The 12,580-nt window shown below is 40.4% G+C and carries 10 protein-coding genes; 6 read left to right on the forward strand and 4 right to left on the reverse strand.

From position 1 onward, the window contains the following. Positions 1–126: 126 nt before the first annotated feature. On the forward strand, positions 127–990 hold the full coding sequence (locus BMZ78_RS05320; protein ID WP_093228575.1) for a LysR family transcriptional regulator: 864 nt from the start codon (positions 127–129) through the stop codon (positions 988–990). Between the two features lie 350 nt (positions 991–1,340). Here BMZ78_RS05320 and BMZ78_RS05325 read toward each other — a convergent pair whose 3' ends face one another. Both BMZ78_RS05325 and BMZ78_RS05330 read right to left on the reverse strand, forming a co-directional pair. Next, positions 1,341–2,948, reverse strand: coding sequence for an amidase family protein (locus BMZ78_RS05325; protein ID WP_093228576.1), 1,608 nt, complete (start codon positions 2,946–2,948; stop codon positions 1,341–1,343). Beyond that, positions 2,949–3,800 carry a sulfurtransferase gene (locus BMZ78_RS05330; protein WP_341849622.1) on the reverse strand — a complete coding sequence of 284 codons (852 nt, stop codon included), beginning with the start codon at positions 3,798–3,800 and terminating at the stop codon, positions 2,949–2,951. 530 nt (positions 3,801–4,330) lie between these two features. Here BMZ78_RS05330 and BMZ78_RS05340 point away from each other — a divergent pair. The 5 genes from BMZ78_RS05340 (at position 4,331) to BMZ78_RS05360 (ending at position 11,512) form a co-directional block, all read left to right on the forward strand. Further along, positions 4,331–5,305, forward strand: coding sequence for a 2-hydroxyacid dehydrogenase (locus BMZ78_RS05340; protein ID WP_093228581.1), 975 nt, complete (start codon positions 4,331–4,333; stop codon positions 5,303–5,305). Positions 5,306–5,628: 323 nt separating this feature from the next. Next, positions 5,629–6,111, forward strand: a complete 483-nt coding sequence (gene greA, locus BMZ78_RS05345; RefSeq protein WP_093228582.1) for a transcription elongation factor GreA — start codon at positions 5,629–5,631, stop codon at positions 6,109–6,111. A 161-nt stretch (positions 6,112–6,272) separates the two neighbouring features. Continuing rightward, on the forward strand, positions 6,273–7,514 hold the full coding sequence (fabF, locus tag BMZ78_RS05350) for a beta-ketoacyl-ACP synthase II (protein WP_093228584.1): 1,242 nt from the start codon (positions 6,273–6,275) through the stop codon (positions 7,512–7,514). Between the two features lie 171 nt (positions 7,515–7,685). Beyond that, on the forward strand, positions 7,686–8,828 hold the full coding sequence (locus tag BMZ78_RS05355) for a metallophosphoesterase family protein (protein WP_093228586.1): 1,143 nt from the start codon (positions 7,686–7,688) through the stop codon (positions 8,826–8,828). Continuing rightward, entirely contained in the window at positions 8,825–11,512 is a 2,688-nt protein-coding gene (locus BMZ78_RS05360; RefSeq protein WP_093228587.1) for an AAA family ATPase, read from the forward strand. Before BMZ78_RS05355 ends, BMZ78_RS05360 begins: the two co-directional genes overlap by 4 nt. 35 nt (positions 11,513–11,547) lie before the next feature. Here BMZ78_RS05360 and BMZ78_RS05365 read toward each other — a convergent pair whose 3' ends face one another. Then, on the reverse strand, positions 11,548–11,922 hold the full coding sequence (locus BMZ78_RS05365; RefSeq protein ID WP_093228589.1) for a group I truncated hemoglobin: 375 nt from the start codon (positions 11,920–11,922) through the stop codon (positions 11,548–11,550). A 461-nt stretch (positions 11,923–12,383) separates the two neighbouring features. Next, a complete protein-coding gene (locus tag BMZ78_RS18700) occupies positions 12,384–12,539 on the reverse strand; it encodes a hypothetical protein (protein ID WP_175482306.1) in 156 nt (51 codons plus the stop codon). Positions 12,540–12,580: the final 41 nt, after the last annotated feature.

The following is a 12,580-nucleotide window of genomic DNA, read 5'->3' on the forward strand; positions in this document are numbered from 1 at the left end:
AAAGGTTAGCATGTTTTTTGCGATAAAAAAAATACATTTATTTTATTTAAATCGATAAAAAAATTGATTCCTAATGATAATTGTTTATAAAATAGTATGAAAGATTCATTTGTTGAGGAGGATATTATGGAAGAAAAAGATTGGGTTTTATTACAAACGCTTTATGACCAACAAAATATAACGAAAACAGCTGAAATCTTATTTGTATCGCAACCAGCTTTAAGTTATCGAATACAACAATTGGAGAAGGAGTTTGGAATTACAATTTTACACAGGGGAAGAAGAGGTGTAGAATTTACACCGCAAGGCGAGTATCTGGTAAAATACGCAAAAGATATGTTGCGTCAATTGCAACAAACAAAAGAGTTTTTATTAAGCATGGAAAATAAAATCTCAGGTACTCTAAAGATAGGTACTGCTAGTAGTATTGCACGTTATAAACTTCCTAATATTCTTAAAAATTTTCATATTAAATATCCTGATGTAGAATTCAAGGTAACTTCAAGTAAGAGTTCGGAATTAGTAAACTCAGTATACAATCGGGATGTACATGTTGGATTTATTAGAGGAGATTATAACTGGCCGGAAGAAAAGTATTTAATTATTACAGAAAATATTTGGATTGTATCAAAAAGAGAGATTTCGCTAGATGAACTGCCAAATTTACCAAGAATCATATACAAAACAGATTTGTCTTTAGAAAATGTGTTTGATAATTGGTGGAAGGAGAATTTCTCTAAACCACCGTCTATTACAATGGAAGTTGATAACATGGAAACTTGTAAAGAGATGGTATTAAGTGAACTTGGATATGCGATAATTCCTTCCATTGTCTTATGTAACAATGAAGACTTGTATCGTATTCAATTGAAAAATAGACATGGAGAGCCGATAATGAGAAATTCATGGGTAATTTATCGCAAAGAATCCTTAAAAATACCTTTAATTAATGAATTTGTAAATTTTACTAAAAATATGAAATTGATGTGAAGAATATTTGTTATTAATTGAGGCTTTTGAACAAAGAAAGACAACAAATTAACCCCCAATTTGCCGAAATCATCATTGCTTACGTTTCTTAGAAGTCAACTGTACAGTGCCCTAAAAGGGGCACTTTTTTAACTGCCCATAGCAAAGGCATTACATGCCGTAATGCCTTTTATCATAAAAACTGGATCTTTTTACGAATAAATGATTACACACGCGATTTTCCTTGGAACACCACTAAGCCATCTGTTTTAATGGAATACATTTGACGGACTAGAGCAGCAACTCTGTCACTAGGCCTTTTTGCGAGTGGCTCAAAAAAGAACTAATTCTTTCCATACCCCTTGTTTAGGCTAGCTTTTTATTTGTGGCGGTTTTCTTTTCGGACCTATTTGTTCAAAGACATGAGCAATTTGAAGTAACTTCTTTTCTGAATGTTTCGGTCCAACCAACGTGATGGAAATAGGCTGGTTATCATGGATGTATCCTGCTGGAAGGCATACGCTTGGCAATGAAGCATATGCTGAAATGTCATTGGGAAGGGTACCGAAGTGAGTTGGACTCGCTTTGGAGTTGATCGTTAAAATTACATCATACTTCTTCTGTTCAAAAAAGGGAATAACTACCTGTTTTTCAGTGATTTTTCTGAGATAAGCAATTTTTTGCTGATGTTCCTTGGGAGTCAGTTTTGTTCGCTGCGCGCGCAGGAGATGAGATTGGCCATAAGGAATGCGTTTGTCAGGGTTTTCTTGATTATAGTCAATAAGATCTGATAAAGATCGTAGACCCCATACGGGATGATTTTTTTGTAGATATTCATTCATGTCTTGATGAAATTCATGAGCCACAATCTCTTTAAATATTTCCTTAAGATGATCTGCTGGAATCTGATAGTCCATTATATCTACTTTCGCACCTGCCTGTTTGAATTTGGCAAGAATTTGTCTGCCTGGAGCAAGGCGGACAAATTCACTGGAAGCAGCTATTTTTATTCCTTTTAAATTGGTTTTGTTCAGTTCACTGAAGTAGTTTTTGTCGTAGGTATGTGAATCATTGGGGCGATAGCCTGCCATCACACTTAGAAGCAAGGCGGCGTCCTTGACGGTTTTAGTCAGTGGACCGGCTGTATCGTATGTATGGGAGAGCGGAATGATCCCAGACTTACTGAGCAATCCCAGTGTAGGTTTTACTCCGACAACGGAATTGGCACTGGCTGTTCCAATGATGGAGCCATATGTTTCTGTTCCGATTGCGACAGGTGCAAAGTCCAGAGCAACACCAGCTGCCGACCCTGAACTGGACCCTGAAACATTCCATTTTCCTGGCCCGTAAGGATTCATTGTTTGTCCACCGACTGGCGAGTATCCAGCAGGTTCGGCTGGAGCAATAAAAGATAAACCAGCGAGCTCGGATAAGTTTGCTTTTGCAAGGATGATCGCCCCCGATGAACGTAATTTGGCGACGACATCAGCATCTTCATCAGGATAATATTCTTTTAGGGCGATGGTACCGGCTGTTGTGGGCATGGCATCTTTGGATTCAATATTGTCTTTGACTAAGACGGGAATCCCCCATAACGGTTTTTTTTGCAGGTTGATCGTTTGTTCATCATATTGTTTGGCTTCATCGATGGCTGCGGGATTTACAGAAATGACTGCACGCATGGATGGGTTTAACTGCTTGATGCGATGTAGATAGTAAGCAGTAATCTCAACACAAGATACTTTTTTTTCCTTCAGGTATTGGTGAATTTGATCCATACTGGCATCGTGAAGCAGTTTGCTTTTTTGTGAGAGTGAGTCCAGATCCACTTCACGCAGTTGTCGATCAATGACATAGTCTAATTGTTCGGGTTGAGCAAAGTGCGGAAGTCCAAAGATGGATTCAATAAGGCCACTGCATCCTGTCAATGAAAGTGTAAGGATAAGCAAGAGTGGATAAAAGCGTGATATTTTTCGCACTCAACCATTTTCCTCCCCTTTGGCAATCGGGTTATCGGGATAGGAAATCCAATCGCTCCAGCTACCTGCATATAACTTGACCCGTTTATATCCAGCCTGTTTTAGGGCTAGAAAGTTTGGAGTGGCCGTAACTCCTGAGCCACAATAAACGATAATTTCCTTATCCTTGGGAAGAGCTTGAAAATGCTTTTCCAGTTCGGATGTTTTTTTCCACTCCCCTTGTTTTTGAAGCACTTCTTGCCAGAAATAGTTACGTGCCCCAGGAATATGTCCAGCGATCGGGTCCATGGGTTCATACTCACCGCGATATCTTCTTTCATCACGGGAATCAACAAGAATGGTATCAGGGTGATGAAGTTTTTGTCTGATTTCCTCCATCTCGGCCAGCAACTCTTGATGCAGATGTGGAGTAAATGTAGTGGGTTTTGCTTCAGGTTGAATGGTGGTTGTTGGGTAACCAAGCTCGATCCATTTACTCCAGCCACCATCCAGGATACTCACTTTTGAATGGCCCAAATACTGAAGCAACCACCATAAGCGAGCGGCCATTGCTCCTTGCTGGTCATCATAAGCAATGACATGTTTTTGCTCATCAATTCCCATATTTTCAAACGTTTTTGCTATTTTTTGTGGATTCGGCAGCGGATGTCTGCCGCCATGGTCTGTGATAGGGCCAGATAAGTCTTTTTCCAGATCCAGGTGAAAGGCGCCTGGAAGGTGTTGTTGTTGATAGGCTTTAAAACCGGCTTCGGGCTGTCCAAGTGTAAATCGACAGTCAATGATGATCACATCCGGATCATCCAGGTGATGAAGTAACCACTCCGGTGAAATGATATCAGTCAATCTGGTCACATCCTTTACATGATGAGTGAGCAGTTAGGAAGGAGTTCACCCAAAAACAATGCAAGATTTTGAATCTTATATGATCCTTATTTTAGAACAAGTAATCGGGAACTTCAAATGCTTCCGTTGCTCAATATTCTGTCTGGCGGATTCTTATGATCATCCGTGGAAGGTATGGAGGATGGAATCATTTCTGTAGATGGATCAGGTGTTTTTAAACTGGACATATATCCAGATTGTAGACAAAGTATCCGTTTATATGTCAACTTTTCGATTCTAACCGGAAAAGAAACCGGGTTTATCAACAATGAATGGAATGGAGAATTTTGGTATATAACGGGCTATGCAAAAATGTTAGTGATGAATGCCCATATTTGACAGAAGCGAATGGCGGTTATATAATTACAAAATATTGGTGCTTAACTTTGACTCATCCTTTACTTTGGAGAAGGGGAACAATTGAAAATAATAGAATAACTTAATATAATGGCATTATATTTGTAGTAATGGGTAGAGATATACCAGTTAGGGGGATCGGAGTGAAAAAGCAGATCGTGTTGACACGCCGATTACAGGAAGAGTGTATGTATGAGCTCGGACAGCACTTTGAGCTCGAAGTGGTCGGTGGTGATGAAACTCCCAAACGAGAAGACTTGCTACGTTCTCTACAAGGAAAGGAAGCACTCATATGTACAGTGGCTGAAAAGATCGATCCAGAACTCATGGAGGCGTGCCCGGATCTGCGGATTATTAGCAATTATGGTGTTGGTTTTGACAACATTGATGTAAGCGCTGCCAATCGGCGTGGCATACTTGTGACGAACACACCGGATGTTCTAACAGATGCAACCGCCGATTTGACTTGGGCTTTAATGTTATCCGTTGCTCGCCGGGCAGTTGAGGGTGACCGGCTGATTCGAAACGGGCAGTGGCATGGTTGGGCTCCCCATTTTATGCTAGGCTGGGATGTCTCAGGAAAAACATTGGGCATCGTTGGGATGGGGCGAATTGGTCAGGCAGTTGCAAGACGGGCCATCGGTTTTAACATGCGCATTTTATATTATTCACGGACACGTCTGAAAGAGGAACAGGAAAAGGAATTAAGGGCACAGTATTGTGATCTGGATGAGCTATTGGCACAAGCAGATTTTGTCAGCTTACATACACCATATTCTCCTGAGACGCATCATTTGATTGGGCATGAGCAGTTATCAAAGATGAAACGGACAGCCTTTTTGATCAATACGGCTCGGGGGGCAGTGGTAGATGAACAGGCATTGATTCATGCCTTGCAGTCTGGTAAAATTGCCGGAGCCGGTCTGGATGTATTTGAACAGGAGCCGTATGTTCCCGACGAATTAAGGCAGATGGAGCAAGTGGTATTGATCCCGCATTTAGGAAGTGCAACTCGGGAAACCCGTTTGGCGATGGGGAGAAAAGTAATTGAAAATTTAACTGCTTATTTTAGAGGAGAAAAGCCTCCATATCTGGTGAATCCAGAAATTTGGTGTTAGTTTTTAGTTGCTTCAAAAAATTTTTTTAGAGATCTTGGAACAATGAAAGGATTGTGCTAATATATTCTGCAGTCGCGTTTATGTTAGCCTCCCTCTTTATGAAGGACGAAAGTGCCAAGAATGGGTTTCTTTTTTATACAGAAAGGGAAAAAAACAGGTACAAATTTGCAGTTCTGGGGTCGTCTTATGTGAAAAAGTTTTTGTAAACATAAAAGCGTATGAAACATATGCATGGGACAGAGAAATACTTGCGACGAGCAGTTGATTTTATGTTTATAGAGAAATGAAACGAATGGTTTGTTTGAATTAAGGGAGGAGTTATTATGTCTCAACATAATAAAAAAGAAGTATTATTGACCGAAGAGGGATTGGAAAAGTTAAAACAGGAGTTGGAGCTCTTTAAAACACAAAAACGTCATGAAGTAGCACAACGTCTGAAAGAAGCAATTGCGCAAGGAGACCTGAGCGAAAACTCTGAATACGACGCGGCAAAGGAAGAGCAGGCTTTTATCGAATCGCGAATTATTGCATTGGAAAATATGATTCGTAATGCCAAAATCATCAGCAGTGAATCACTGGACAAAGAAACAGTCAGTATCGGTTCAAAGGTAACGATTCAGGAACTCCCGGATGGCGATGTAGAAACATATACCATCGTCGGCAGTGCAGAATCAGATCCGCTTTCAGGAAAAATCTCGAATGAATCCCCGATCGGTGCAGAACTGATTGGACGCAAAGTAGGAGAAATTGTTGATGTTCCTGCTCCTTCTGGGACCATTCAATTTAAAATTGTAAATATTGACTGATTACATCCCCTTTGTCTTATGGACAAGGGGGATTTTTAGTAAAAATACAACCAATCAGGGAATGCCATGGAGATCCTATGTTATTTATCCACTATTTGGCATAAATGCATCCCTTTCTTCTCATACTAACCAGAAGCATGATGTAGAAGGAAGGGGAGCATGTGCGTAGACGTGTTGTCATTACAGGTTTAGGCTTGGTAACCCCCATCGGCCAGGATTCCAAAAGTTTTTGGCAAGGGTTAATGAGTGGCAAAAGCGGTGCAGGTCCCATTACCCGTTTTGACCCTACTCACTACCCAACACGAATTGCTGCAGAGATCAAAGACTTCCGACCGGAAGATCATATGGATAAAAAAGAAGTCAAACGAATGGATCTTTTTGCTCAGTTTGGAATGGCTGCAGCACGCCAAGCGATAAGGCATGCGAGCTTATCAGTAACCCATGAGTTGGGTGAACGGATGGGAGTGATGGTTGGAACAGGGAGTGGAGGATTGAATCTGATTCAGCGGGAGCATGGACGAGTCTTGCAAGAGGATCCAAGACGTCTCAGCCCTTATTTGGCTTCGGCGATGCTGGCGAATATGGCTTCAGGGGAAATCGCGATTGCAACAGGTGCACGAGGGCCTTCAGCAGCTGTCGTGACTGCTTGTGCAACTGGAAGTAGTTGTATCGGTGAAGCGATGCGGATGATTCAGTATGGAACAGCAGATATTATGCTGGCAGGAGGAACAGAAGCACCGATTACTCCGCTTGGTTTAGCTGCTTTTTCCAGGATTCGGGCTTTATCTCGACAAAATGAGGATCCGAGACGAGCCAGCCGGCCATTTGATCGATCACGGGATGGTTTTGTTGCTGGAGAAGGGGCAGGTGTGATCGTTTTGGAGGAATTGGAACATGCCAGGAAACGAGGAGTTCCCATTTTAGCTGAATTGATTGGTTATGGTGCCTCAACAGATGCTTATCATATCACTTCACCACTTCCAGATGGGGGCGGTGCTGTTCAGGCGATGAAACTGGCCCTTCAGGATGCACAGCTGACTGCAGCTGATATCGATTATATTAATGCACATGGGACAGGCACTCCACTTAATGATCGAATTGAAGTAATGGCAGTAAAACGAGTGTTTGGTCAACGGGTGGACCAGATCCCGATCAGCTCGATTAAATCGATGACGGGCCATTTATTGGGGGCGGCAGGTGCAGTGGAAATGATTGCCTCCGTTCTTGCTTTACAGGAAGGATGGATTCCGCCAACGATTAATTGGGAAGAAGCGGACGAAGGATGTACATTGGATTTTGTCCCCAATCATCCACGTCGACAGTCGACACGGATCATCATGAGCAATTCATTCGGTTTTGGTGGACACAATGCAAGCCTGATCGTGAAAAAATGGGAAGAGTAAGGAGAAACGCTATCCAGTAGTTCTTTTTCCAGAGGCTTTTCGCAGTTCATCATGTCGATGAAAAACGAAAAGCCGTTTCTTTTTATCTGTTTGTTTATGCTGAGCCTTTGGCAGGAATATGTAATTGGGAATGGAACTTAATTGGTACAAAGTAGCCAAGGGGGGAAGTGTATGCAGCCAGTTACATGGATTCACACAGCCGATTTGCATCTGGATATGCCTGTTCAAGGATGGAAGGGATCAAAGGAACAAATGTGGAAACGACAGCAGGATTATCGCACAACCTTTCAGAAAATCATTTCCCTGGTGAAAGAAAAGCAAGCATCTTTTTTATTTATTGCGGGAGATTTTTTAGAGCATGGCTATGTAACACATTCTACTTTGGAGTTTGTACTTAACCAATTGGAAAGGATTCCTTCCACACAAGTATGGATCACCCCTGGCAATCATGATCCTTATCGTACAGACTCTTATTATCATTTAATTCGTTGGCCGGATCACGTCCATATTTTTAAGGGAGATTGGGAAGAGCATGTGTGGAGTGAGTCGGATCTGGTGATTTATGGAAAGGGATTTTACGATTTTGCAGAGCCGAACCCTCATTTGCCAGCAATCAAGAGAGAATCGGTGCGAAATTTAATGATTGTACATGGTACATTTACGACTGGAAGAGAGGAATCTCCATACTTTCCCATATATAAAGAAGAAATAGCCAAACTGCCTCTGGATTATATAGCGCTAGGGCATATCCATAAAGCATCAACCGACACCATAGACAATGAACGAAAGACATTGATTCGCTATGCAGGTTCACCAGAATCACTTAGCTGGAAAGAGCTGGGTGTTCGCACTGTTACGTGGGGGAAATTGGATGATCAGGGGATTCAGATTGAAGAAATTCCTGTTCAAACCAGTCGTTATGAACTGATTTCTGTTGATATTAGCGAATGTAGAAGCAAAGAGGATGTACATCAACTGCTTTTGGCTTATTTAGCGGGACTGGATCCATCAAGCAGTTATCTGACATGTTTGCTAACGGGGCAAATGAGTGAAGAAATAAGGAGAGAGAAGGATTTATACTTGTGGCTCTCCCATCATATAAAACAGAATGGTTTTATTGAGGTCTACTTTGAAGATGAAACAAAACCTGAGCTTGATCTATCGTATTATCGAAAGCAAATGGGGATCATCGGAACCTTCATCAGGCGGATGGAAGTTCAAATCGAACAGGCTGATCCTGATTTTCAGCCGTTTTTACGCCGGGCGATGTTTGAAACAGTGGAACTTCTCCTCAGAAAGAAGGTGGAGAGATGAAAATTGAACGAGTGAAGTTTCACGGTTTTGGCAAGTGGATGGATCAATCATTCTCGTTTACAGATGGTTTGAATTTAATTGAAGCGAATAATGAAGCAGGGAAAAGTACACTCTTGCAAGGAATTTTGGCATTATTATATGGAGAGAAAAAAGAGGGTCTAAAAACAAAAAGGGCTGCTGATTGGTATAACCAATATATCCCATGGCAGGCCGTACATCGTTATGGTGGCGAAATTGATTATACGATAGGAGCAGAAAAATATCGATTATATAGAAACTTGCTTATTGATAAAGATGTGGAGCAATTAATCCATTTAACACGAAATGAAGACTGGACAAATCGTTTCCCCATGGACAGGAAAAAGGATCGGCTTATTTTGGAGAGGCAACTCGGGCTGTCTAGTGATCAATTCAGGCATATCGTTTTTTTTACAACTTATTCACTGATCCCGGACAATCATAGAAAAGAGCTGGCTGAACAAAAGTTATTTGATAAATTGCGTTCCATAATCAGAGATGGTGAAGAATGGGATATTCGATCTGTCAAACAGGAGCTGGAAGCAAAAAGCAAAAAAGAATCACGTCATTCAACAATGAAATGGAAAGAGCTTCAGGAGCTGGAGAAGGAATGTCGAAAGTTAGAAGAGGCGTATCAACAACAAAAGGAAAATGAAGCGAAATGGGTTGAGTTATCTGAAGAATATCAAACGCTTATACAAAAAGAAAAAGAAACAGAAGCAAAGATTGAAGAATTGTTGGCGAATATAAACAGACAAAAGACGCAAATGGAAATCGAAAAGTTTATGATTCAGGAAAATGCCTTAAAAGAAAAAATGTCTCATGTTAAACGATTGATGGAGAAAAAGAAGCATCTGCAGCAAAAAAGAGAAGAAATTCAGCCACCTCAATGGATCGGACCAGAAGAAATCAATGAGATTCGACAAACTTTAAAAGACAGAAAGGAAAAAGAGCTGTCTTTATTGGAATTGAAGAAAAACATGGAGCAGGTAAAACAGGAACAGAAAAAAGTGGAAAATCAGTACGAGAGATTATTGGAAATGGAAGTAAGTGAACCTGAACGGATGCTCTCCAATCTTCATCGGTATCACCAGTGGGAAGAGTTATTAACAAAAGGTGTGAAAAAAGAAGAAGAAGCAGAACTGGAATGGATCGAAAAAGATTTGTCTTTAATCAGGCGATTACAGGAAGAAGAAGCAGGTATTCGTGAAAAATTGGATCAGGCAGTACAACCGAAAAAAGGGCTCCGTTTATGGTGGTGGCTAACAGCTGGAAGTGGGGTAGCCACTATTGTTCTTTATATTCTCTTTCCTTGGGTATGGATCATACCCGGATTCATGACACTCTTTTGTTTTTATCCGATGTGGCGTGAGAAAATCAAAGAGGATGCGGAAAAGAAGTATATTCATTCTCTACAAAAGAAATTGAAAGAAAATCAAGCAGAGCAAAAGCGATTGCTATATGCTTGGCAAGGTGAACATGTACTGGACTTGATGCGTAAACGTGATGAATTAAAAGAAAGGATCCGATCCCATAAATCGTTACAGGAAAAAGAGGAGGAAATGGAAAAGATTAGACAGGAAGTGAGAAGCTGGCTTAGTCGTTATGTTGAAATCGTTCCACCTTTTTCAACACAGCAATGGGAAGACCTGATTATACAATTGAAACAGCAAAGAGAGGAAGTCGGCAATCGTCTTTATGATTTTAAATCGACTTATTCTCTTTTACAAAAGCAATATGAAAAAGAAGAAAGGGATTGGCAGGAAATTGAACGAACTTTAACTTACTATCACAACCATTATCAGGTTGAAGATTTGCAGATCATCGAGCATTGGTATGAGCAAAGTGAACAAGTTCGTCAATTGGATTTACAAATGGATGAGTTGGAAGAACAATTACATCTTCTAGCTCCTGATCTGTCCCGATGGGAAGAAGAATATGAGCAAATTCGACAGCAACGGCTTCATTTGCAACAAGAGGGGATTGAATCCAATATCAAGGATTTGGAGAGTCAGTTAGTGGCCTTGCATAATGAAAGAAAACAAATCGTTTCCTTGCGTCAAAAAAAGGAAACGGAAAAAGCGAATGTAGAAGGACAAATCCAGATTCTCAAACAAAAAACCAAAGAACTCCCAATGAAGAAAGCCGAATGGGAAATGCTTAAAAAACAGATGGATGAACGAATACGAGAAAGGAAAGCATTTGAAGTGGCTTTACAAGCTTTAAATGAATCCGTTGAAGATGGACAGGAATATCTTGCTCCACGATTATTGCCCTATGCTGCGAAATGGTTGAGTTATATGACAGATGGAAGGTATGAAAATCTATTGTTACATCAACAGGACAAAATAGAAATAAAAACAGTCATTCCCGAAACAGGAGAATTTCGATCCGTCAATCAATTAAGTACAGGGACGATGGATCAAATCTATCTGGCTATGCGGCTTGCGATGATCGAGTTTTATTCCATAGAAACTGGAACACGATTACCCCTTGTTTTGGATGATTGCTTTGTTCATTTTGATCAGGAACGGTTACGTAGGGCTCTCCAGATTTTAGGGCGAATCGCTAAACATCATCAGGTCATTTTATGTACATGTCAATCGAGAGAACGAAAGTTAATGGATGAAGAGAAAATAGAATACCATTTCATTTCTTTGAATTAACAAAAAACCCAGCAAACCGAATGGAGGTTGCTGGGCTACTTGTTAATAATATGAGGTTTAAAGGAACGGATCAGCGCATCCATTTTAGCAATGTCTTGAAGCGGAATACCATGTTTTCGAAGGACACTGCGAAGATGAGCAAGAAAGACATCATACTCTTCTGAAGATATATTCAATCCTTTATGAGCGTTCCGCAGAGTTTCACCACCTGTGTATTTGATCGGGCCACCAAACAATTCCGCAAAAAATTTGAACTTATTTTTTTGTAGTCGCTCAATATCTACACCAACAAAATGATAGCTAACACGGTCATCAGATAGGAGTTCATTCAAAAAATCACTGATCACTGCTTCTACAGCGGCTCTTCCGCCTAACTTTTCATATAACGATTTTAATGTAGCTTGATACATATAATTCCTCCGAAGAGTAAAAAAATAATCGTATAATTAATCGAATTGTGTATAAATGCGAGTAATGGATGTAAATTATATTACAAAATTGTATAATATTTCTATGGTGAGTTCAATGTTTTTTTGGATTCTGCAAATTTGCGTAACAAATTCTTTAGATTATTGTAAAAAAGTCCTGGGTCTGTTGGTAAACCAGGTTTTCCTTTTTAATAAGGAAAAACGGATATAACGAAGACTTTTGTAAACAAACTGAGTCCCATTACAAATGGGACTCATCAGAATGATAAAAACCTTGTGCGAAAATGGAATGTCAGATCATCCATCATAAAGGAGATTAAAAAGCGTCAACTTCACGAAAAGTGGAAATGGGCTATTCTCTTTATCGGGGTGTTGACTCTTTTCCAGTTGAAGGCTTTTTTTCGTAATGATGGAGCGGGAGTGAGATGGAAAAAGGAGATCTTTTATCTTTCCTGTTCTTCTTTTACTTCGGCTCCTGATTGAGTATAAGCTTCCTGAATTGCCTGAATGACACTGAGGGTAGCGTCATCACCGTCGAATTCTCTGGCAAATTCGGCGTCATTCTGTTTTTTGAATGGTTTCTTGTTATTGCGTTCCATGATCTCACCTCCAAGAGCTAGTTATAAATTGTCACCAATAA

Origin of the sequence: Thermoflavimicrobium dichotomicum (genome assembly GCF_900114055.1) — a bacterium.
In the GTDB taxonomy this organism is placed as follows: Bacteria; Bacillota; Bacilli; order Thermoactinomycetales; family Thermoactinomycetaceae; genus Thermoflavimicrobium; species Thermoflavimicrobium dichotomicum.

Excerpts from the sequence above, each read along its gene's own strand:
- BMZ78_RS05320 (WP_093228575.1), top strand. The coding sequence starts at position 127 with ATGGAAGAAAAAGATTGGGTTTTATTACAAACGCTTTATGACCAACAA.
- greA (WP_093228582.1), top strand. The coding sequence starts at position 5,629 with ATGTCTCAACATAATAAAAAAGAAGTATTATTGACCGAAGAGGGATTG.
- BMZ78_RS05355 (WP_093228586.1), top strand. The coding sequence starts at position 7,686 with ATGCAGCCAGTTACATGGATTCACACAGCCGATTTGCATCTGGATATG.
- BMZ78_RS05360 (WP_093228587.1), top strand. The coding sequence starts at position 8,825 with ATGAAAATTGAACGAGTGAAGTTTCACGGTTTTGGCAAGTGGATGGAT.
- BMZ78_RS05365 (WP_093228589.1), bottom strand. The coding sequence starts at position 11,922 with ATGTATCAAGCTACATTAAAATCGTTATATGAAAAGTTAGGCGGAAGA.
- BMZ78_RS18700 (WP_175482306.1), bottom strand. The coding sequence starts at position 12,539 with ATGGAACGCAATAACAAGAAACCATTCAAAAAACAGAATGACGCCGAA.